Annotated in this window: 24 protein-coding genes; 18 read left to right on the top strand and 6 right to left on the bottom strand. The window is 66.5% G+C overall.

Translation table 11 applies throughout. The annotated features are described in order from the left end of the window. Nucleotides 1–6 precede the first annotated feature (6 nt). The 4 genes from V6M45_RS00395 to ygiD all read left to right on the top strand — a co-directional run bounded on the left by V6M45_RS00395 (nucleotide 7) and on the right by ygiD (nucleotide 2,841). A complete protein-coding gene (locus V6M45_RS00395) occupies nucleotides 7–936 on the top strand; it encodes a M15 family metallopeptidase (protein ID WP_332653217.1) in 930 nt (309 codons plus the stop codon). Beyond that, the gene (locus V6M45_RS00390; protein WP_332653216.1) at nucleotides 933–1,400 is read left to right on the top strand and encodes a hypothetical protein; all 468 of its coding nucleotides are present in this window, start codon (nucleotides 933–935) and stop codon (nucleotides 1,398–1,400) included. The genes V6M45_RS00395 and V6M45_RS00390 overlap by 4 nt, the downstream gene beginning before the upstream one ends. An 83-nt stretch (nucleotides 1,401–1,483) precedes the next feature. Further along, nucleotides 1,484–2,086 (top strand): NAD(P)H:quinone oxidoreductase, encoded by a 603-nt coding sequence (gene wrbA / locus V6M45_RS00385; RefSeq protein WP_332653215.1) that lies wholly within the window; start codon nucleotides 1,484–1,486, stop codon nucleotides 2,084–2,086. Then, a complete protein-coding gene (gene ygiD / locus V6M45_RS00380; protein WP_332653214.1) occupies nucleotides 2,086–2,841 on the top strand; it encodes a 4,5-DOPA dioxygenase extradiol in 756 nt (251 codons plus the stop codon). Before wrbA ends, ygiD begins: the two co-directional genes overlap by 1 nt. Nucleotides 2,842–2,873: 32 nt before the next feature. On the opposite strand, the gene V6M45_RS00375 is transcribed toward ygiD, so the two are convergent. Both V6M45_RS00375 and V6M45_RS00370 read right to left on the bottom strand, forming a co-directional pair. Beyond that, on the bottom strand, nucleotides 2,874–3,266 hold the full coding sequence (locus tag V6M45_RS00375) for a DoxX family protein (RefSeq protein WP_332653213.1): 393 nt from the start codon (nucleotides 3,264–3,266) through the stop codon (nucleotides 2,874–2,876). A gap of 74 nt (nucleotides 3,267–3,340) precedes the next feature. Continuing rightward, nucleotides 3,341–4,900: an AMP-binding protein gene (locus tag V6M45_RS00370; RefSeq protein WP_332653212.1), complete on the bottom strand. Its 1,560-nt coding sequence runs from the start codon at nucleotides 4,898–4,900 to the stop codon at nucleotides 3,341–3,343. 159 nt (nucleotides 4,901–5,059) lie between these two features. On the opposite strand from V6M45_RS00370, the gene lipA reads away from it, so the two are divergent. Genes lipA through V6M45_RS00350 form a run of 4 tightly spaced genes read left to right on the top strand, consistent with a single transcriptional unit; the run spans nucleotide 5,060 to nucleotide 8,132 of the window. Then, entirely contained in the window at nucleotides 5,060–6,022 is a 963-nt protein-coding gene (gene lipA, locus V6M45_RS00365; protein WP_332653210.1) for a lipoyl synthase, read from the top strand. A 7-nt stretch (nucleotides 6,023–6,029) separates the two neighbouring features. Next, nucleotides 6,030–6,485 carry a type II toxin-antitoxin system RatA family toxin gene (locus tag V6M45_RS00360; protein ID WP_332653209.1) on the top strand — a complete coding sequence of 152 codons (456 nt, stop codon included), beginning with the start codon at nucleotides 6,030–6,032 and terminating at the stop codon, nucleotides 6,483–6,485. Continuing rightward, nucleotides 6,482–7,594, top strand: a complete 1,113-nt coding sequence (locus V6M45_RS00355) for an NAD(P)/FAD-dependent oxidoreductase (RefSeq protein ID WP_332653207.1) — start codon at nucleotides 6,482–6,484, stop codon at nucleotides 7,592–7,594. Before V6M45_RS00360 ends, V6M45_RS00355 begins: the two co-directional genes overlap by 4 nt. Next, complete coding sequence (locus V6M45_RS00350) at nucleotides 7,587–8,132, top strand: GNAT family N-acetyltransferase (protein WP_332653206.1); 546 nt, start codon at nucleotides 7,587–7,589, stop codon at nucleotides 8,130–8,132. Before V6M45_RS00355 ends, V6M45_RS00350 begins: the two co-directional genes overlap by 8 nt. Before the next feature lie 85 nt (nucleotides 8,133–8,217). Here the strand turns inward: V6M45_RS00350 and V6M45_RS00345 are convergent, their stop codons facing one another. The 4 genes from V6M45_RS00345 to V6M45_RS00330 form a co-directional block, all read right to left on the bottom strand. Then, nucleotides 8,218–8,712: a hypothetical protein gene (locus tag V6M45_RS00345; RefSeq protein ID WP_332653205.1), complete on the bottom strand. Its 495-nt coding sequence runs from the start codon at nucleotides 8,710–8,712 to the stop codon at nucleotides 8,218–8,220. 180 nt (nucleotides 8,713–8,892) lie between these two features. Next, complete coding sequence (locus V6M45_RS00340; RefSeq protein ID WP_332653204.1) at nucleotides 8,893–9,225, bottom strand: hypothetical protein; 333 nt, start codon at nucleotides 9,223–9,225, stop codon at nucleotides 8,893–8,895. 31 nt (nucleotides 9,226–9,256) lie between these two features. Beyond that, nucleotides 9,257–9,916, bottom strand: coding sequence for a Panacea domain-containing protein (locus V6M45_RS00335; RefSeq protein ID WP_332653203.1), 660 nt, complete (start codon nucleotides 9,914–9,916; stop codon nucleotides 9,257–9,259). An 88-nt stretch (nucleotides 9,917–10,004) separates the two neighbouring features. Continuing rightward, nucleotides 10,005–10,949: an IS1595 family transposase gene (locus tag V6M45_RS00330; protein WP_332653202.1), complete on the bottom strand. Its 945-nt coding sequence runs from the start codon at nucleotides 10,947–10,949 to the stop codon at nucleotides 10,005–10,007. 89 nt (nucleotides 10,950–11,038) lie between these two features. On the opposite strand from V6M45_RS00330, the gene V6M45_RS00325 reads away from it, so the two are divergent. The 10 genes from V6M45_RS00325 (at nucleotide 11,039) to lpdA (ending at nucleotide 19,857) form a co-directional block, all read left to right on the top strand. After that, nucleotides 11,039–11,554 carry a GNAT family N-acetyltransferase gene (locus V6M45_RS00325; protein WP_332653201.1) on the top strand — a complete coding sequence of 172 codons (516 nt, stop codon included), beginning with the start codon at nucleotides 11,039–11,041 and terminating at the stop codon, nucleotides 11,552–11,554. Nucleotides 11,555–11,679: 125 nt separating this feature from the next. Next, nucleotides 11,680–11,862: a 50S ribosomal protein L32 gene (gene rpmF / locus V6M45_RS00320; protein ID WP_332653200.1), complete on the top strand. Its 183-nt coding sequence runs from the start codon at nucleotides 11,680–11,682 to the stop codon at nucleotides 11,860–11,862. Between the two features lie 96 nt (nucleotides 11,863–11,958). Beyond that, nucleotides 11,959–12,558, top strand: coding sequence for a hypothetical protein (locus V6M45_RS00315; protein ID WP_332653199.1), 600 nt, complete (start codon nucleotides 11,959–11,961; stop codon nucleotides 12,556–12,558). A gap of 81 nt (nucleotides 12,559–12,639) precedes the next feature. Next, complete coding sequence (gene eno / locus V6M45_RS00310) at nucleotides 12,640–13,917, top strand: phosphopyruvate hydratase (protein WP_332653198.1); 1,278 nt, start codon at nucleotides 12,640–12,642, stop codon at nucleotides 13,915–13,917. Between the two features lie 104 nt (nucleotides 13,918–14,021). Continuing rightward, nucleotides 14,022–14,339, top strand: a complete 318-nt coding sequence (locus V6M45_RS00305; RefSeq protein WP_442880504.1) for an FtsB family cell division protein — start codon at nucleotides 14,022–14,024, stop codon at nucleotides 14,337–14,339. 113 nt (nucleotides 14,340–14,452) lie between these two features. Beyond that, entirely contained in the window at nucleotides 14,453–15,481 is a 1,029-nt protein-coding gene (gene pdhA, locus V6M45_RS00300; RefSeq protein ID WP_324775568.1) for a pyruvate dehydrogenase (acetyl-transferring) E1 component subunit alpha, read from the top strand. A gap of 3 nt (nucleotides 15,482–15,484) precedes the next feature. After that, nucleotides 15,485–16,852 (top strand): pyruvate dehydrogenase complex E1 component subunit beta, encoded by a 1,368-nt coding sequence (locus V6M45_RS00295; protein WP_332653196.1) that lies wholly within the window; start codon nucleotides 15,485–15,487, stop codon nucleotides 16,850–16,852. Then, entirely contained in the window at nucleotides 16,849–17,166 is a 318-nt protein-coding gene (locus V6M45_RS00290; RefSeq protein ID WP_332653195.1) for a DUF5076 domain-containing protein, read from the top strand. The genes V6M45_RS00295 and V6M45_RS00290 overlap by 4 nt, the downstream gene beginning before the upstream one ends. Next, a complete protein-coding gene (locus tag V6M45_RS00285; protein WP_332653194.1) occupies nucleotides 17,163–18,443 on the top strand; it encodes a pyruvate dehydrogenase complex dihydrolipoamide acetyltransferase in 1,281 nt (426 codons plus the stop codon). The genes V6M45_RS00290 and V6M45_RS00285 overlap by 4 nt, the downstream gene beginning before the upstream one ends. Nucleotides 18,444–18,453: 10 nt before the next feature. Further along, entirely contained in the window at nucleotides 18,454–19,857 is a 1,404-nt protein-coding gene (lpdA, locus tag V6M45_RS00280; protein ID WP_332653193.1) for a dihydrolipoyl dehydrogenase, read from the top strand. Nucleotides 19,858–19,871: the final 14 nt, after the last annotated feature.

Here is a 19,871-nt window from a genome sequence, read left to right as displayed (position 1 = left end):
AGGGTCTTGCCGCCGACACACGGCTGGGGTCACCATCAGGCGATGTCGAAGCGCGTCCTCCTGCCGATGCTCGCCGCCCTGCCGCTCCTGCTCGGGGCGATCGCGGGTGAGGCGCGCGCGCAGACCCCGGGTCTGGAGGCCTGCGACACGGATCAGATCGAATGGGGCGCTCCGGCGCTGGCCAACGCCATCTCCCACTATTCGCTGCAATGGGCGCCGTTCGGCGCGACGGAGTGGGGCTGGGAAGCCTATCTGCCGCTGATCCAGAAGGAGCTGAACACCGGCTGCGCGCCCGGCTCGCCCCGTTTCGCGCGGGCGCTCGCGGAGTTTCAATACGCCCACAGCCTTCCGGCGACCGGCTGGTTCGATCCGGCGACCTTCCAGGTCTTTCGCGGCCTGTGGCAGGAGCGGCGGCCGTTCATCATGGAGCGGGTCCGCGAACAGCCGTGCCCGGACCCGCCGCCGCTGTATCAGCTCGGCTATCTGGTCGAATCCGAGGAACACGCCGACCGCCTGACCCGCCTGCTCCGGCGTGACGTACTGGCCGCCTACCGGTTGATGGTGGCCGCCGCGCGGGAAGAGGTTCCCGAGGTCGCGGCCGATCCGGAATTGCTGCAGATCTTCTCCGGCTTCCGCGATCCGGAGGCCGACGCCGCGCGCTGCGCCACCCAGGGCAATTGCGACGGCCTGCGCCGCGCCGTCTGCTCACCGCACCGGACGGGCACGGCGGTGGATCTCTACGTCGGCCAGCTGGGGGACACAGGCGTCGACAACACCTCGCCTGCCAGTCGGCTGCACATGACCCGGGGAGCGACCTATCGTTGGTTGGTGCAGAACGCCCACCGCTTCGGCTTTGTACCCTATGTCTATGAGCCATGGCACTGGGAATGGGTCAGCCCCACGGGCGACTATGCGCTGAGCGCGGCGGCCCCGTGATCCGGCCGCTGACGCCTGGCGAGACAGATCTGGCGGGCGAGGCCTTCGGCGACGCCCTGCGCTGCGACAGCATCCGGTTCCTGGCTGCACCTTGGCCGTTTGACCGGGCCTTCGTCCCCGGCCGATGGTTTGGCCGGGACTGGATCGTCTGGCCCGGGCGGACCCTGCCGCCCGACATCGCGATCGCGCCGCTGCGGCTCCAGGCAGTTCTGGTCCACGAGCTGACCCACGTCTGGCAGGCCCAGCAGGGGGTGAACCTGCTGACGGGAAAACTCAGGGCCGGGGACCGTCCCGCCGCCTATGAATATCCGACGGGGATGGACTGCAGCTGGGGCAGGCTGAACATCGAGCAGCAGGCGATGGTGGTGGAGCACCGATTCCGGCTGGTCCGCGGGGGCGCGGTCCCGGCGCCCGCCGAGTTCTATGACCGCATCTGCCCGTTGGGGCCGCGGATCAAAACCTGACGGAGGAGGCTTGTCCCACGGCGAGCGGAACCTATGTCCGCTACAGTCGCTGTTACGAATACAGCCAGCCAGCGGAGCGCCTCATGCCCAGGATCCTTGTCCTCTACCATTCAACCTATGGCCACATCGAAGCAATGGCCGAAGCGGTCGCGGACGGCGCGCGCTCGGTGGAGGGCGCTGCAGTCGACATCCGGCGCGTGCCGGAACTCGTTCCGGAGGAGCTGGCCCGTAAGAGCGGCTACAAGCTGGACCAGGTCGCGCCGCTCGCTGTCATCGACGAACTGGCGGGCTATGACGCCGTCATCGTCGGCGCCGGAACGCGATACGGAACGGCGGCGTCCCAGATGCGCAACTTCCTCGACCAGACCGGCGGCCTCTGGGCAAAGGGCGCGCTGGTCGGCAAGGTCGGCTCGGCCTTCACCTCGACCGCCACCCAGCACGGAGGCCAGGAAACGACCCTGATCGGCCTGATCCAGACCCTGCTGCACCACGGCATGATCATCGCCGGCCTGCCATACGCCTGGGCCGGCCAGTCCCGCATCGACGAGGTGACGGGCGGGTCCCCCTACGGCGCAACCACCATCACCGGCGGCGACGGCTCGCGGATGCCCAGCGACAATGAACTGGAAGGCGCCCGCTGGCAGGGCCGCTATGTCGCGGAGACGGCGAGGAAACTGGTCGGGTGATGCGCCAACCCGCAATCTTCTTCGGGCACGGCTCGCCGATGAATGCGCTCGGCGGGCCCCATGCCGACGTCTGGCGCGAGGTCGGCCGGGCCGTGGGCAAGCCAAAGGGTGTGCTGATGGTGTCCGCCCACTGGGAGACGCCGGGCGCCGCCGTGACGGCTCAGCGGCAGCCGGAAACGATCCACGATTTCGGAGGCTTCCCTGACGAACTGCATGCGATGCAGTATCCGGCGCCCGGATCGCCTGAACTGGCCCGGCGGGTGGCCGCACTGACCGGTGCGGCGCCGACCGAACAGTGGGGACTGGATCACGGGACCTGGTCCGTGCTGACCCATGTCTGGCCCGAGGCGGATGTTCCGGTCGTGCAGCTGTCGCTGGATCGCGAGCTGGACGCGCGGGGCCATTTCGAGCTGGCGCGCAAGCTGGCGCCGCTGCGCGACGAGGGCGTGGTCATCGCCGGCTCCGGCGACTTCGTCCACAACCTGCGGACCTGGAAGCGGGCAGGCGGGGAGCCCTATGGCTGGGCGACGCAGTTCAACGAGGCGGTCAAGGCGGCGCTGGTCCGCGGCGACGACGACGCTCTGGTCGACTGGGTCGGACTGGCCGAGGACGCGCAGATGAGCGTCCCCACCGACGAGCATTTCCTGCCGCTGCTTTACGTCGCCGCCCAGCGCCAGCCGGGTGACGACGTCAGCTTCTTCAATGATGTCATCGAGGGCGGATCAATCTCGATGACGGGCGTGCGGATCGGCTAGAGCGAAATCGGCCTGGATTGGACGAAAACGGCCTAGCGGCGCTTCATCAGCGCATCGACCGACCACGGGCCGGCGCCTGCCGCGACGAAATACAGGAAGACGAAGCAGTAGAGGGCGATGGTCTCGCCGCCATTGACGATCGGCAAGGCGCCCTGACCCGCGTGGACCATCCAGTAGCCCACGGCGCAGAAGCCGGAGGCCAGGAAGGCGACAGGGCGGGTGAACAGCCCGATCAGGAACAGCAGGCCGAGAATCAGTTCGAGCGGGCCGGACAGACCGGCGAGACTGAGCCCGGGCGGCGGCAGGCCCTCGATGGCGGGAAAGCCGAGCACCTTGGCCGTGCCGTGGCTGACGAACAGAAGACCGGTGACGATGCGCAGGACGCTGAGCAGCTGCGGCTGGTAAGCGGAGAACCTGTTGAACATGGAACCCTCCCTTGGTGAAGGGCCGATTCTGAAACCGAGTCGGTGCCAGTTACAACACCTGCCCGCAGGCGGAACTAGGCGGCCTTGTCGAGCTCGACCATCTGCTGGATCGCCACATAATCAGTCTTGCCGGTCCCGAGCACAGGCACCTCGCCCACCCGCATGATCTTTTTCGGCACCGCCAGTTCCGGCGCCCCATGGCTGCGGGCCCATTCGGCAAGGCGGGCGACATCAGCGTCCTTGCGGTCGGTGACCAGCACCAGCTTCTCGCCCTTGCGGCTGTCGGGCACGGAGACCACGGCGTGCCGCGCCTCAGGCCAGACGGCGCTGGCGAGCCCCTCTACCGCCGTCAGCGACACCATCTCGCCGCCGATCTTGGCGAACCGCTTCACCCGGCCGAGGATGCAGACATAGCCCTCATCGTCGATCGAGACGATGTCGCCTGTGTCATGCCAGCCGCCTTCGAGCGGCTCGATCACGTCGGGATCGTCGGGCGACAGATACCCCTTCATCACATTGGGGCCGCGCAGATAGAGGCGGCCGCCCTCGTCGATGCCGTCGACCGGATCGAGCCGCCACTCCATGCCGGGCAACATCTGGCCGACGGTGCCGGGGCGGTTCCGGTCCGGGTGGTTGACCGCCACCACGGGCGCGGCCTCGGTGGCTCCGTAACCCTCCAGCAGCTTGAGGCCGTGGAAGCGGGTGTTGAACAGGTGGTGGGTCTCGTCCCGGACCCGTTCGGCCCCGGCCACGACGAACTTCAGCGTCGAGAAATCGTCCGGTCCGGCCACGCGGGCGTACTGATTGAGGAAGGTGTCGGTGGCGAACAGGATCGAGGCCTTCACCTGCGGCAGCAGTTCGACGATCTGCTTGGCGTGCAGGGGGGAGGGGTACTGGAACGCCTTCAGGCCTTGCAGCAGCGGCAGCAGCACCCCGCCGGTCAGGCCGAAGCAGTGGAAGGTCGGCAGCGGGTTGAACATCACCCAGTCCGGGTCCAGCGCGATGTGCTGGGCCACCTGGCGGCAGTTGGCCACGAGATTGGCCTGGCTGAGCACCACGCCCTTGGGGGCGCCAAAACTGCCTGAGGTGAACAGCACAACGCCCGGGGAGGACGGCTCCGTCTGCACCCGGAACCGCTTCGGCATCATTCCGGCCATCAACCCGTACAGCTTGTCTGGCAAGCCGATCGATTTGCGCACATCGTCCAGCCAGACGACCTCGGCCACGCTTTCGATATGGCCGATCAGGTCCTCCAGCTTGGCCTGCTGGATGAAGCGTTGCGCGGTCAGGACCTTGCGCACCCCGGCGGCCTTGATGGCGGCCTTGATGTTGCGCTCGCCGGAGGTGAAATTCAGCATCACAGGCACGCGGCCGTGGGCGTGCAGCCCGTAATAGGTGACCACCACGCCCATGCTGGACGGCAGCAGGATGCCGACCCGTTCCCCGGGTTCGGCCATCGCGGCGATCTTGCGGCCCAGGACGAAGGCGGCGCGGATCAGCCCGGTGTAGGTGAGGGGCTTGCGGTCCTGGTCCTCCAGGATCTCCTTGTCGCCGTAGGTGTCGCGGGCCGCGATCAGGGCGTCAAAGACCGTCTCTTCGACGACCGTGGGGTCCAGGGGTACGCGCAAAGACATCCTCCGTGACGCGTTGGCCGCGTCTTGTCGGGCCGCAAACTAGAGCGCGACGGGGGCGTTGAAAAGATATGTTACCTTGCGTGAGCCTTGTCCCCGCCTTGCCTTCGCCCTGCGGAAAGACGACATAGCGGTTTCGTCCCGCCCGGAGCCCGCGACGCCTTGGTCACGCTGATCGACACCCTGACGAAGACGCCCGCCGAGCTGCGTCACCCGGAAAAGCAGAACCGGCCCGAGACCGCCGTGCTGAAGAAGCCCGACTGGTTGCGGGTCAAGGCGCCCGGCTCCGGTCAATACAACGCCACCCGCGCCATCGTGAAGAAGAAGGGGCTCCACACGGTCTGTGAGGAGGCCGCCTGCCCCAACATCGGCGAATGCTGGAGCCAGAAGCACGCCACCCTGATGATCATGGGCGACACCTGCACCCGGGCCTGCGCCTTCTGCAACGTGAAGACGGGCCTGCCGCAGCCGCTGGACCCCGAGGAGCCGGCCAAGGTCGGCCTGGCCGTCCGCGAGATGGGCCTGAACCACGTCGTCATCACCAGCGTCGACCGGGACGACGTCGCCGACGGCGGCGCCGCCCATTTCGCCGAGGTCGTGCGTCAGATCCGCCTCCAGGCCCCGAACACCACCATCGAGATCCTGACCCCCGACTTCCTGCGCAAGGACGGGGCGGCCGAGGTGATGATCGACGCCACGCCCGACGTCTTCAATCACAACCTCGAGACCGTGCCGCGGCTGTATCTGAAGATCCGGCCCGGGGCGCGCTACTTCCACAGCCTGCGCCTGCTGCAGATGGTCAAGGAGCGCGACCCCAACCAGTTCACCAAGTCCGGCATCATGGTCGGCCTCGGCGAGACCCGCGAAGAGGTCATGCAGGTGATGGACGACATGCGCTCGGCCGGCGTCGACTTCATCACCATCGGCCAGTACCTGCAGCCGACCCGCAAACACGCCGCCATCGACCGGTTCGTGACGCCCGACGAGTTCAAGGCCTATGAGGCCATCGCCCGGGCCAAGGGCTTCCTGATGGTGTCCTCGTCGCCGCTGACCCGCTCCTCGCACCACGCCGGCGAGGATTTCGCGCGACTGAAGGCGGCGCGCCTCGCCCAGACCGGACGCTGAACCGCCCTTGGCCGTCCATCGCGTCACGAAAATCCTGCCCTATCAGCCCGGCCAGCTCGCCGCCCTGGTCGCGGACGTACGCGCCTATCCCGACTTCGTGCCGTGGGTGTCGTCGATGCGGGCGTGGGGCGAACGTGAAGAGGCGCCGGGCGTGACCCTCGTCGACGCCGAGGCCGGAGTAGGATTCTCCTTTCTCAAGGAGCGGTTCTCGACCTGGGTCCGGCACGATCGCAACGCGCCCAAGGTCGAGGTCGGCCTGCTGCGCGGGCCGTTCCACCACCTGAAGAACCGCTGGGAGTTCTTCCCGCACCCTGAAGGGACCCGGGTCGAGTTCTTCATCGACTTCGCCTTCAAGTCGCGAGTGCTCGACATGGTGCTGCAGGCCAATTTCGACCGCGCTGTCGGCAAGCTGATGAGCTGTTTCGAGGCCCGGGCGGCGCATCTTTACGGCCCGAAGGCGTGAGTTTCGATTTCGACGCCGTCGTGGTCGGCGCCGGGGCGGTCGGCCTGGCGTGCGGCCATGCCCTGGCCGGGCGTGGCCTGTCAGTGCTGGTGCTTGAGAAGGAGCCCCACATCGGCCAGGGCGTGTCTTCCCGGAACAGCGAGGTCATCCACGGCGGCCTCTACTATCCGACCGGCTCGCTGAAGGCCCGGTTCTGTGTCGAGGGACGGCGGCGGCTGTACGCCTTCCTCGACAGCCACAAGGTCGACTACCGCAAATGCGGCAAGCTGGTCGTCGCTGCTGACGAAGCCGAGGCCTCCCGTCTCGACGCCATCCTCCAGCAGGCGAACGCCAACGAGGTCGAGGGGATGGAGCATCTGACCGGTGCCCAGGCGCGGGCCCTGGAGCCGGCGCTGGCCGCCCACGCCGCCCTTCTGTCGCCGGAAAGCGGCGTGTTCGACAGCCACGGCTACATGCTGGCCCTGCAAGGCGGGATCGAGGATGCGGGCGGCTCGGTCGTCGTCTCCACTCCGTTCGAGCGGGCCGAGCCGCTGGCCGGAGGCGGCTATGCGGTGACGGCCGGGGGGGAGGGCGGGGCGACCCTGACCACCCGCCTGCTGGTCGCGGCGGCGGGACTGGCGGCGCAGGATGTCGCCGGCCGCATCGACGGCTATCCCGCGGACCGCACCCCGGCAGGGCATTTCGGCAAGGGGGTCTATTTCCGGCTCATGGGCAAGGCGCCGTTCGAGCGGCTGATTTACCCGCCCCCGATTCCGGGAGCGCTGGGCACCCACTACCGCAAGGACCTGGGCGGGCAGGCCGTATTCGGGCCGGACCTCGTCTACGTCGAGCGTGAGGACTATTCGGTCGATCCGGGCAAGGCCGCCGAATTCGAGCGCTATGTTCGCCGCTTCTGGCCGGGCCTTCCGGACGGCGCGCTGACTCCGGACTATGCCGGCATCCGGCCCAAGCTGCACGGGCCGGGCGAACCCCAGCCGGACTTTCAGATTCACGGACGCGACATCCACGGCCACGAGGGCATGATCGCCCTGTTCGGCATCGAGAGCCCGGGCCTGACCAGTTCGCTGGCGATCGGGGAAGCGGTCGCCGCGGCCTTGCTCGATGACTGACATCGCCTTCCGGGACGCCGCGCCCGCCGACATTCCCGTCCTGCATCGGCTGATCGAGAGCGCCTATCGCGGCGAGGGGTCACGCGCGGGCTGGACTACGGAAGCGGACCTGCTGGCGGGCCAGCGCACGGACCCTGACGAGTTGGCGGCGATCCTGGCGGATCCGGATCAGGCGATGCTCACCGCCTGGCGCGACGGCGATCTGGTCGGTAGCGTCCTGATCGCGAACCGGGGCGAGGAGACGGGCTATTTCGGCATGCTGTCCGTCAGCCCGACCCTGCAGGGCGCGGGCCTTGGCCGTCGACTGGTCGAGGCGGCCCATGCCGCCCTCTCCGAACGATTCGGCGCACGTCGCGTGCGTATCTCGGTCTTTCCGCAGCGCGAGACGCTGATCGCCTGGTACCGGCGGCTCGGCTATGCGCCGACCGGCGAGACCCTGCCATTCCCTTATGGCGACACCCGATTCGGCCTGCCGCTGAGGGACGATCTGCATTTCATCGTCATGGAACGCACCCTGGCTTGGGGATTATGCACTTGACGTACCACACACAAAATAGGGATAAGGGCCATGCGTGACAGGCCGGACGAAATCGAGATTACGGAGGAGATGATCGCTGCTGGCGTCAGTCGGCTACTGGATCTTCCTCAAGCCGAAATAGGCTCAGCTTACGTGGTTGAGGAGGTCTTTCGGGCAATGGCCGCTCGTCAGCCTCGCCCCGGCTCCTGATGGACCCCCACAGGAATATTGAATGCCAATAGAGGGTCTCGATATCACGGGCCGTCTTTGAAAGTTCCTCCGCCGTGAGAGCAAAATCCCACGTGGTGGGGGTGACGGCGGTAGGCTCCTTGCGGAAGCTATGGCGACCGTCATTCAGCAAGCCCAGGTACCGGGAATGCGCGATGATGTTTCGGTTTTCGGTGCAGATGTTGAAGCACTTGAGGGCGTACGCCATGGCCTCCACATCGTCGGGAGCGGAGTCCTCGGCCAACCGCCGAAGCAGATCGACGCGGCCCTTATTGTTGAGGGTGTCGAATAGGAGCGAGCGTATGCTGTTCGGGACGTGGAGGTAGTGGTGAAAAAAGACAAACAGGCTACTGGCAAGCTCGTTGTGGAGCATGACGACCTCGCCAATCGCCAAGCGAACCGAAGCGGGCGGGTAATCCACCGTTTCCCATGCGTAAGGATCACCCTGTGAGCGAGACACCCGAACCCCCTAAACCCGACGACGTTCTCCGCCGCATGCTGGCGATGAAGCCGAAGCCGAAAGAGAAGCCTACGCCGCGCGAAGGCGTCAGCACTAGTCAAGGTGACGGGAAAGAAGATCGCACAAGATAGCCCGTTCGGCCTCCGGCAGGACCGGCGTTGCGGCGAGGTGGTCTAATAGGCCCTGAAGAAATATGTCGTTCACGGTGCAGACCACTTTTGCCCGCTTGGAAAAGTCAGTTTTCCGGATGATCCGTCCAGCGGAGATGTAGCTGACGAAATTGGGAACGCCGTGGCAGTCCGCATTGCGGATCGCGAAATCGTGCTCATACCCGTTGGAGCATATGAAGAGGTAAGCGCCCTCTCTGCCGCAGATGCAGAGGTGGTATTTCTTCTTTCGAGGGCCTCGCACGAGATCGCCCGTCATCTCATAAACGACGTCCCCCGGATTGTGCATTTCAGTTGCGGGAGATGTACGCGAGATCGTCCGCGAGCTGATCGCCATCGCGCTCGATCATAAGGTCGAGACGCATGAACTTGCCCTTTTGGCCCGGGGCTTTTGAGGACCACGCTTCCTTGTAGGCGGGATTATCGTGCGTCAGCCGGTGCAGCTCTTCCCGGGGAGTATTCAGGACTTTGTCCAGCCCGAGGTCCAGCGCCTCCAAGTCGGTCTTGGACAGGTATTCCAGACGAGGGAGGCGGTTAGCTGTGAACTCGTTTGCGTCTGGATTGCTGCCCCTCGGAATCGAAGTCCACGGACGATCTGACCCCATGAGTTGAGAGTAGTCTTTCTCAGGCTTTAGAGCGTCGTAAGCGAGGCTCGGCACTGGCCCCTTTTGCATCGCCGTGTAGTTGTCGAATGTCACTGGCCGACCGAAACGGTTCAGGTGCTCCATGTCGGCGAAGTAGAGGGCCTTTCCGATTTGGAATTGCGTCAGCCCTTCCCTCCTTTTCAGGAGATACAAGATCGATTCCTCGATCTTTCGCTTGTCCTCTTTGAGGACCCTGCGCGCGTCGGATGACCCAATGATCATTAGCACCGAACGATACAGTGCGTCGGACCGTTGCGCCAGCAGATCGGCCAGCGCGGATAAAGCGGGTCGATGCATGGAGAACATATAGCGAACTTTTGGCTATATGTCTCGCACTGATCACCAGTCGTCCCGCGTTATCCAGCGCGACTTGTAGCGGCGCTTTCGCGTCTGCTTAGGCGGCGCAGGTAAGGCCGTCAGTCCGCCGATAGGTCAGGCGCTTCCCGGTGATCATCGACAGGACTTTGGCGGCGCGAGCGGTGTCGTCGATGCCGAGGGCCATGCGGTTCGTGTAGCGGAAATCAAACTCCGCCAGATAGCGATGCAGGTGGCGCTTGGCGCAGTGCTGGTACACGCCGCGCATGCCGCGCTTGAAGATCGAGAAGTAGCCCTCAATCGTGTTCGTGTGGATGCTGGTATCGACCGGCGACACGTACTCGTCGCGCTGGTGGTTCACGACGCCATGGGCGTTCCAGCGCCAGAAGATCGACTTGTAGAAAGCGGCGGCGTCGGTCATCACGCGCGCTTCGCGGGCAATGTTGGCGTTCAGGATGGGGAAGAGCGTCGAGATTTGCAGGTTGTCCACGACGTACGACTTGGCGCGCCCGCTCTCGCGGTCCACCAGCGACAAGACCTTCATCTTCATGCCGGTGCGGATGCGCTGGCCCGGCTCCGGGCGATGGTCCGGGTCAAAGCCGATGAAGGCCTCATCGACCTCGACCGGCGTACCTTCGCCGCCCATGGGGAACGGGGTGTCGTCGCGCATGGCTTCGCGGATGCGATGGGCCATGAACCACGCGGTCTTATAGGTCACGCCAAGCGAGCGCATAAGCTGGTGGCTGCTCATGCCCTTCTTGCTGGACGACAGCAGGTGAACCGCCAGAACCCACTTGTTGAGCGGCACGTGCGAGCGCTCAAACAGGGTGCCGACCGTGACGGAGAAAGGCTTGCGGCAATCGCGGCACTTATAGACGCCGGGACGGGTGCTCTTGCCCTTCAACTCGACCGAGTTGTCCACCGTTCCGCAGTGCGGGCAGACCCGACCATCCGCCCACTGGAGGCTTTCCAGATGAGCGCGGGCCGCGTCGGCGTCGGTGAAGATTTTGTCGGTCAGGTTCATAGCCAGACACTACATCGTGGGCGTGGTACGTCAAGTGCATAATCCCCCCTGGCTTGACGGGCCCGGCGTCAGGCCGCACTCCGCCGGACATGGATATCCTCACGCCCCGGTTGACCCTGCGGTCCGCACGCCCGGACGATCTGGAGGCGATGCACGCCGTCCTGTCGGACCCGCGCGCGACCCGCTGGTGGTCGACTCCGCCGCATGAGAGCCTCGACCAGACCGCGACCTGGCTGGAGGGCATGATCGCCAACGGCCCCGATCAGCCGGATTTCGTCATCGAGCGCGACGGCCGCGTGATCGGCAAGGCCGGGTTCTGGCGCCTGCCGGACGTCGGCTACATCCTGCACCCCGACTACTGGGGACAGGGGTTTGCGGCCGAGGCCGTGGGGGCGGCCGTCGACCATGTCTTCGCCACCCGGGATCTCGATGAACTGACCGCCGACGTCGATCCGGAAAACGCGGCGTCGATTCGGCTGCTGGAGCGGCTTGGCTTCGTCCGGACCGGCTACGCGAAGCGGACATGGAACGTGGGCGGGGAATGGAAGGACAGCCTGTACTATGGACTTTCCCGGGCCGGCTGGAGCCCGCGTCTCGACACTTGAACTCCCCGACGGGTTGAGGCATAAGCCCGCGCTCACGTGGCGGCTCTCTCGGGGGCCGCCGCAGTTGTTTTCGCGCTTTCGGTCTCCGGACCCGGGCGCCCGACCTTAAGAAGATTGAGACGGACATGGCCGTTCCGAAGCGCAAAGTATCGCCCTCGCGTCGCAACATGCGCCGCGCCCACGACTCGCTGGGCGCGAACGCCTACGTCGAGGACAAGGACACGGGCGAGCTGAAGCGCCCGCACCACATCGACCTGAAGACCGGCACCTACCGCGGCCGCCAGGTGCTGACGCCCAAGGAAGACTAGGTCCTTCCAGGGTTTCGACTGAACGGATTGACGGCGCGCGGTTCACCGCGCGCCGTTTTCATGCGTTGATGGTCCCGACCCGAACGGAGCCGCGCCATGATCCGCCGCCTGCTGCTGACCTCCGCCATCCTCGCGCTCACCGGCTGCGGCGCGCCTGATCCGGTCGAGCCTGAAACCGCCCCCGAGCCGACGCCGCCGCCCGCGGCCACCTCGACCGTCGCCCACCTGACCCCCGAGGGCTGGGGCCCGCTGCGCATCGGCATGACGCGCGCCGAGGTGGTGGCGGCCGTCGGTGAAGACGCCAATCCCGCGGCGGTCGGCGGGACCGATCCCGACAGCTGCGACGAGTTCCGGGCGACCGGCGCCCCCGAGGCGATGCTGCTGATGATCGAGGCCGGGCGGCTGACACGCATATCCCTGACCGCTCCCTCGGAGGTGACGACCGACCGGGGCTACGGCGTCGGCGATTCGGGCGACGGCATCCAGGCCGCCTACGGCGCGGAGGCGCGGTCCGAGCGCCACAAATACGAACCGGCGCCCGCCGGCTACATCACCGTCTGGAGCCGCGGCGGCGGGGCCGGCTATGTCCAGAACCCGGACGCCCGCGGGCTGGTGTTCGAGGTCGGACAGGACGGAGCCGTCAAGGCCATCCGCGCCGGCGGCCCCTCCATCCAGTATGTCGAGGGCTGCGCGTGACACGAACGGGAGCGCACCGGTTGGCTTATCGGCAGGGGCTGCGGTAAACCCCGCCGATCCTTCTGACAGCAGAGCGCTTCCATGACCGACATCGCCGACATCGTCGCCCGCCAGATTCTCGACAGCCGCGGCAATCCGACGGTCGAGGTCGATGTGATCCTGGATGACGGCAGTTTCGGCCGCGCCGCGGTGCCGTCCGGCGCCTCGACCGGGGCGCATGAGGCGGTCGAATTGCGGGACGGCGACAAGGACCTGTGGGGCGGCAAGGGCGTCGGCAAGGCCGTCGACGCCGTCAACGGCGAGATCTTCGACGCGCTCAGCGGCATGGACGCCGAGGACCAGCGCCGCATCGACGAGGCGCTGATCGGCCTCGACGGCACGCCCAACAAGTCCCGCCTCGGCGCCAACGCCATCCTGGGCGTCAGCCTGGCCTGCGCCAAGGCCAGCGCCATCTCCTCGGGCCTGCCGTTGCACCGCTACCTCGGCGGCGTCTCCGCCCGCATCCTGCCGACGCCGATGATGAACATCATCAACGGCGGGGCCCACGCCGACAATCCGATCGACATCCAGGAGTTCATGATCCTGCCGACGGGCGCCGACAGCTTCTCAGAGGCCCTGCGCATGGGGGCCGAGATCTTCCACGCCCTGCGCCAGCAGCTGAAGGACGCCGGCCACAACACCAATGTCGGCGACGAGGGCGGCTTCGCCCCCAACCTCGCCTCGGCCGAGGAAGCGCTGAGCTTCATCACCAAGGCGGGGCAGGCGGCCGGCTATCTGGCCGGCGAGGACTTCCACCTCGGTCTCGACGTGGCCGCGACCGAATTCTTCAAGGACGGCAAATACGTCATGGCCGGGGAGGGCAAGACCCTCGAGGCCGACGCCATGGTCTCCTACCTCGCCGACCTGTGCGAACGCTTCCCGATCGTCTCGATCGAGGACGGCTGCGCCGAGGATGATTTCGACGGCTGGAAGCTGCTGACGGATCGGCTCGGGGACCGCATCCAGATCGTCGGCGACGACCTGTTCGTCACCAATCCGGCCCGCCTCGCCGCCGGCATCGGCGAGGGCCTGGCCAATTCGATCCTCGTAAAGGTCAACCAGATCGGGACCTTGTCCGAGACTCTGGACGCCGTGGATATGGCGCACCGCGCCGGCTACACCGCTGTGATGAGCCACCGCTCGGGCGAGACCGAGGATTCGACCATCGCCGACCTGGCGGTCGCCACCAACTGCGGGCAGATCAAGACCGGGTCGTTGGCCCGCTCGGACCGGACCGCGAAATACAACCAGCTGCTCCGCATCGAGGAGATGCTGGGCGACCAGGGCGCCTATTACGGCGACGGCATGCTGCTGAAATAGGGTCAACCGCACCGGTCAAGCTACGGTTCGTTAGGCATTTTCGGTCAGGATTCATTGATTGTGAGTCCCCGCTCAGAAGGAGCGTCCGTCAAGTGCCCGAGCGGATGAAGCCGTATTTCCCGTCAGCCATGCTGCTGCTGTTGATCGCCTATCTGGGCGTGCAGGCCCTGACCGGCGAGCGCGGCCTGCTGAGCGGCGGCGAGCGCGACGCCATGCTGGCGCGCCGCGAGGCCCAGCTGGCCAGCATCCTGGAGCAGCGCCGGGATCTGGAAATCCGCGTCCGCTACCTGCGAACCGACAGCCTGTCGCGGGACCTGCTCGAAGAACGGGCCCGGGCCGTGCTCGGCTTCGCCGACCCGCGCGACTACGTCATCCCGGTGTCCACGCCCGCTTCAGAAGTGACGCCCGCACCGAAGGCGTGAACTTTCGTTACAGCGTCACCGGGGCGCTTTGCCTTTCGGGAACGAAGGCTGCTAAAGCCCCTTTCCGTAACGACAAGAGGTCCTGGATGCGGGGCCCAGCCGGGAGATGACGGATGGCGAAAGCCCCCGCCGCCAAAGCTGATTCCAGCAAGGCGACCAAACTGCCCAACACGCCGACGGCGTCGAAAGAAGACCTGCTGCGCTTCTATCGCGAGATGGTGCTGATCCGCCGTTTCGAGGAGCGCGCGGGCCAGCTGTACGGCATGGGCCTGATCGGCGGCTTCTGCCACCTGTACATCGGCCAGGAGGCCGTCGCCGTGGGCGTGCAGGAAAGCGTGCGCCAGGGCCACGACAAGATCATCACCGGCTACCGCGACCACGGACACATGCTGTGCGCCGGCATGGACCCGAAAGAGGTCATGGCCGAGCTGACCGGCCGCATCGGCGGCTCGTCCAAGGGCAAGGGCGGGTCGATGCACATGTTCGACACCGCCACCGGCTTCTACGGCGGCCACGGGATCGTGGGCGCGCAGGTCGCGCTAGGCACGGGCCTGGCTTTCGCCGGGCGTTACCGGGGGGATGACTCGGTGGCGTTTGTGTATTTTGGCGATGGGGCCGCCAACCAGGGCCAAGTCTACGAGAGCTTCAACATGGCCCAGCTGTGGAAGCTGCCGGCCATCTACATCATCGAGAACAACCAGTACGCCATGGGCACGAGCATCGAGCGCTCGTCGTCGACGACCCAGCTGAGCGAGCGCGGGGCCAGCTTCGGCATCCCGGGCGAGCAGGTCGACGGCATGGATGTGCTGGCTGTGCGCGATGCGGTCGCGAGGGCCGTCAAGCGGGCGAGGGAAGGGGGCGGCCCCTTCATCCTCGAGATGAAGACCTATCGTTACCGCGGCCATTCCATGAGCGATCCGGCCAAATACCGGACCAAGGAAGAGGTCGACCAGGTCAAGACGACCCGCGACCCGATCGATCACATCAAGACCCTGCTGGCCGCCGCAAAGGCGACCGAGGACGAGCTCAAGGCCATCGACAACGAGGTCAAGGCCATCGTCGCCGAAGCCGTTCAATTCGCCCAGGAAAGCCCGGAGCCGGATCCCTCCGAGCTCTACACCGACGTCTACGTGGAGGCCTGACCCGTGACCGACATTCTCATGCCGGCGCTGTCGCCCACGATGGAAGAGGGCACGCTGACCAAATGGCACATCAAGGCGGGCGACACGGTGTCGGCCGGCCAGGTGATCGCCGAGATCGAGACCGACAAGGCGACCATGGAGGTCGAGGCTGTCGATGAAGGCGAGGTGCTGGAAATTCTCGTGGCCGAGGGCTCCGAGAACGTGAAGGTCAACACGCCGATCGCCCGTCTGGCGGGTGAAGACGGAGCCGCGGCGCCGGGCCCCAAGGCCGACACCCCGACCGCGGATACGCCGAAGGTCGAGGCGAAGGCCCCGGCCGAGGGCGCGCCTGCCGACGCCCCCGTCAAGCCGAAGACCGAGTTGCGCGATCCGGAGATTCCGGCCGACGCCAAACTGGTCAAGACCACCATCCGCGACGCCCTGCGCGACGCCATGGCCGAAGAGATGCGCCGCGACGAGGGCGTCTTCCTGATCGGCGAGGAGGTCGCCCAGTACCAGGGCGCCTACAAGGTCAGCCGCGAACTGCTTCAGGAGTTCGGCGACAAGCGGGTGGTCGATACCCCGATCACCGAGCATGGCTTCGCCGGCCTGGGCGTCGGCGCGGCCATGGCCGGGCTGAAGCCGATCGTCGAGTTCATGACCTTCAACTTCGCCATGCAGGCGATCGACCACATCATCAATTCGGCGGCCAAGACCCTGTACATGTCGGGCGGCCAGATCCGCGCCAGCATCGTCTTCCGCGGGCCCAACGGCGCCGCCAGCCGCGTCGGCGCCCAGCACAGCCAGGACTACTCGGCCTGGTACGCCCAGGTCCCCGGCCTGAAGGTCATCGCGCCGTATGACGCGGCCGACGCCAAGGGGCTGATGAAGTCGGCCATTCGCGACCCCAACCCCGTCGTCTTCCTCGAGCATGAGATGATGTACGGGCTGGAGTTCGACGTGCCCGAGGTCGAGGACTGGCTGGTTCCGATCGGCAAGGCCAAGGTCCGCCGCGAGGGGACCGACGTCACCATCACCGCCCATAGCCGTATGGTCGGCTTCGCCCTGCAGGCCGCCGAGAAGCTGGCGGAAGAGGGGATCTCCTGCGAGGTCGTCGACCTGCGCACCCTGCGCCCGCTGGATCACGAGACCATCGTGGAGAGCGTCAAGAAGACCAGCCGTCTGGTCAGCGCCGAAGAGGGCTGGGGACCGATGGGCGTCGGCGCCGAGGTCGTGGCCCGGGTCATCGAGCACGCCTTCGACTACCTGGATGCGCCGCCGCTGCGGGTTTGCCAGGAGGACGTGCCTCTGCCCTACGCCGCCAATCTCGAAGCCCTGTCGCTGCCGGGCGTGGACAAGATCATCGCCGCTGTGAAGCAGGTGATGGCATGAGCGAGTCCGACGACTATCAGCTGAAGACCCCCGATAGCGTCGCCGCCGACGCCGGGGCCGTCGAAATCCTGCGCATGTGGTGGTCGCAGGGCGAGCCGGTCATGTCGGTGAAGCCCGCCTTCAACGACCCCGTCCAGTTCGGCCACATGTTGGCCTACGCCGCCAAACACATGGCCCATGGCTATGCGGTTCGGCACGGCCATGACGAGCGTCAGGCCTATCACCGCATCCTGCAGGGCCTCTCTGACGTGATGAAGGCTGACAACGTGCAGACGGTGACCGAGCCCGACACCAAGCCCGGGAGCGTGCAATGACTGACATCCTGATGCCCGCCCTGTCGCCCACGATGGAAGAGGGCGTGCTGGCCAAATGGCACGTCAAGGTCGGCGATGTGGTCAAGGCCGGCGACGTTATAGCCGAGATCGAGACCGACAAGGCGACCATGGAGGTCGAGGCCGTCGATGAGGGCGAGGTCACCGACATCCTCGTGGCTGAAGGCTCCGAAGGCGTGAAGGTCAACACCCCGATCGCGCGTCTGAAGGACGAGGGCGGCGCGACCGTCCCCGCCCCGAAGGCCGCTGCTACCCCCGCTACGGCCGTCCACGCCGAGCCGGCGAAGCCTGAGGCCGCACCGGCGCCCGCCGTCGCGCAGAAGTCCGCCTCCGCTCCCGCGAAAGCCGATGGCGAACGTGTCTTCGCCTCGCCCCTGGCGCGGCGCATCGCGGCCCAGAATGGCGTCGATCTGAAATCCATCAAGGGCACCGGCCCGCATGGCCGCATCGTCAAACGCGATGTGGAGGGTGCAAAGGGCGGAGCCCAGCCGACGGCCGCATCGACCGCCCCGGCTCTGGCCGGCGAGGCCCGCAAGGTCCAGTCGCTGGCCCAGATGGGCATCCCCGACGGCAGCTACGACCTCGTTCCGCTCGACGGCATGCGCAAGGCTATCGCCCGGCGACTGACCGACAGCTTCCGCGACGTGCCGCACTTCCCGCTGACCATTGACTGCGAGATCGACGGCCTGCTGGCCGCGCGGGCGCGGGTCAACGCCATGCTGGAGAAGGACGGGATCAAGGTTTCGGTCAACGACTTCATCATCAAGGCCAGCGCCATGGCCCTGAAGGCCGTGCCGGAGGCCAACGCCAGCTATTCGCCCGAGGGCATCGCCCTGCACCACAACGCCGACGTGGCGATGGCGGTGGCGATCGACGGCGGCCTGATCACCCCGATCATCCGCAAGGCCGAGACCAGGACCCTGTCGCAGATCGCGACCGAGTCGAAGGACCTCGCCAAGCGCGCCCGTGACCGCAAGCTGAAGCCCGAGGAGTTCCAGGGCGGCACCTTCTCGGTCTCGAACCTCGGCATGTTCGGCATCAAGGCCTTCGCCTCGATCATCAACGAGCCCCAGGGCGCGATCATGAGCGTGGGGGCAGGGGAGCAGCGCCCGGTCGTTAAGAACGGCGCCCTGGCCGTCGCCACCGTGATGACTGTCACCCTGACCTGCGATCACCGCGTGGTCGACGGCGCCATCGGGGCGAAATTCCTGCAGGTCTTCAAGGCGATGATCGAAGAACCTGTGACTATGCTGGCGTAGGAACGACACCGTGGCTGAATTCGACCTCATCGTCATCGGCTCAGGCCCGGGCGGCTATGTCGCGGCGATCCGCGCCAGCCAGCTGGGCCTGAAGACGGCCATCGTGGAGCGCGAGGCGCTGGGCGGCATCTGCCTGAACTGGGGCTGCATCCCGACCAAGGCGCTGCTGAAGTCGGGCGAGAAGTACGAGAGCCTGTCGCACCTGAAGGACTACGGTCTGTCGGCCGAGAAGGTCGGGTTCGATTTCGACGCCATCATCCAGCGCTCGCGCGGGGTGGCCGCCCAGATGAACAAGGGCGTCGCCTTCCTGATGAAGAAGCACAAGATCGAGGTGATCGAGGGCTCGGCGAAGCTGGAGAAGGGCAGGGACGCACCGAAGGTGGTCATCGCCCTCAAGGCGGGCGGTTCGCGCACAGTCGAGGCTAAGACGGTCATGCTGGCGGTCGGGGCCCGGGCCAAGGCCATCCCGCAGATCGGCCTCGAGGCTGACGGCGATCGCATCTGGGCCTATCGCGAGGCCATGGCCCCCAAGAAGATGCCGGCCTCTATCGTGGTCATCGGCTCCGGCGCGATCGGTGTGGAATTCGGCAGCTTCTACAGGGCCTTGGGCGTGGACGTTACGATCGTGGAAGCGGTCGACCGGATCATGCCGGTCGAGGACGAGGAAATCTCGAAGGCGGCGCAGAAGGCCTTCGAGAAGCGCGGGATGAAGTTCCGCACCGGCTGCAAGGTCACCAAGGTCTCCAAGGGCGGGAAGGGGGTCCAGGTCGCCATCGAGGCCGACGGCAAGGCCGAGACCCTGGAGGCCGAGGTCTGCATCTCGGCGGTCGGCATCACCGCCAACACCGACGGCATCGGCCTGGAGGCGCTGGGCGTCAACATGGACCGCGGCCACATCACCATCGACGGCCACTGCCAGACGAACGTCAAGGGCCTGTACGCCATCGGCGACTGCGCCGGTGCGCCGTGGCTGGCGCACAAGGCCTCTCATGAGGGCATCCACGCGGCGGAGCACATCGCCGGCTTCAAGACACCGAACATCCATTCGCCGATCGCCGGCTGCACCTACGCCCAGCCGCAGGTCGCTTCGGTCGGGATCACGGAGCAGGGGGCCCGCGAGGCCAAACGCGAGGTCAAGGTCGGCCGCTTCCCGTTCCGGGTGAACGGCAAGGCCGTGGCGGCCGGCGAGATCGAGGGCTTCGTCAAGACCATCTTCGACGCGAAGACCGGCGCACTCATCGGGGCCCACATGATCGGCGCCGAGGTCACCGAGATGATCCAGGGCTATGTCACCGCCATCGCCATGGAGGCGACGGAGGAGGAGATGCACGGCATCGTCTATCCGCACCCGACCATGTCCGAAGCCATGCACGAGGCGTCCCTGGACGCCTATCAACGGGTGCTGCACCTGTAGGGCGTCACGTCAGG

Source organism: Brevundimonas sp., assembly GCF_036676055.1.
Taxonomy (GTDB): Bacteria; Pseudomonadota; Alphaproteobacteria; order Caulobacterales; family Caulobacteraceae; genus Brevundimonas.
This window is presented reverse-complemented; position numbering and strand designations above follow the sequence as displayed.

Excerpts from the sequence above, each read along its gene's own strand:
- wrbA (WP_332653215.1), top strand. The coding sequence starts at position 1,484 with ATGCCCAGGATCCTTGTCCTCTACCATTCAACCTATGGCCACATCGAA.
- ygiD (WP_332653214.1), top strand. The coding sequence starts at position 2,086 with ATGCGCCAACCCGCAATCTTCTTCGGGCACGGCTCGCCGATGAATGCG.
- V6M45_RS00375 (WP_332653213.1), bottom strand. The coding sequence starts at position 3,266 with ATGTTCAACAGGTTCTCCGCTTACCAGCCGCAGCTGCTCAGCGTCCTG.
- V6M45_RS00370 (WP_332653212.1), bottom strand. The coding sequence starts at position 4,900 with ATGTCTTTGCGCGTACCCCTGGACCCCACGGTCGTCGAAGAGACGGTC.
- V6M45_RS00350 (WP_332653206.1), top strand. The coding sequence starts at position 7,587 with ATGACTGACATCGCCTTCCGGGACGCCGCGCCCGCCGACATTCCCGTC.
- V6M45_RS00345 (WP_332653205.1), bottom strand. The coding sequence starts at position 8,712 with ATGCTCCACAACGAGCTTGCCAGTAGCCTGTTTGTCTTTTTTCACCAC.
- V6M45_RS00340 (WP_332653204.1), bottom strand. The coding sequence starts at position 9,225 with ATGACGGGCGATCTCGTGCGAGGCCCTCGAAAGAAGAAATACCACCTC.
- V6M45_RS00335 (WP_332653203.1), bottom strand. The coding sequence starts at position 9,916 with ATGTTCTCCATGCATCGACCCGCTTTATCCGCGCTGGCCGATCTGCTG.
- V6M45_RS00330 (WP_332653202.1), bottom strand. The coding sequence starts at position 10,949 with ATGAACCTGACCGACAAAATCTTCACCGACGCCGACGCGGCCCGCGCT.
- V6M45_RS00325 (WP_332653201.1), top strand. The coding sequence starts at position 11,039 with ATGGATATCCTCACGCCCCGGTTGACCCTGCGGTCCGCACGCCCGGAC.
- rpmF (WP_332653200.1), top strand. The coding sequence starts at position 11,680 with ATGGCCGTTCCGAAGCGCAAAGTATCGCCCTCGCGTCGCAACATGCGC.
- V6M45_RS00315 (WP_332653199.1), top strand. The coding sequence starts at position 11,959 with ATGATCCGCCGCCTGCTGCTGACCTCCGCCATCCTCGCGCTCACCGGC.
- eno (WP_332653198.1), top strand. The coding sequence starts at position 12,640 with ATGACCGACATCGCCGACATCGTCGCCCGCCAGATTCTCGACAGCCGC.
- V6M45_RS00305 (WP_442880504.1), top strand. The coding sequence starts at position 14,022 with ATGAAGCCGTATTTCCCGTCAGCCATGCTGCTGCTGTTGATCGCCTAT.
- pdhA (WP_324775568.1), top strand. The coding sequence starts at position 14,453 with ATGGCGAAAGCCCCCGCCGCCAAAGCTGATTCCAGCAAGGCGACCAAA.
- V6M45_RS00290 (WP_332653195.1), top strand. The coding sequence starts at position 16,849 with ATGAGCGAGTCCGACGACTATCAGCTGAAGACCCCCGATAGCGTCGCC.
- V6M45_RS00285 (WP_332653194.1), top strand. The coding sequence starts at position 17,163 with ATGACTGACATCCTGATGCCCGCCCTGTCGCCCACGATGGAAGAGGGC.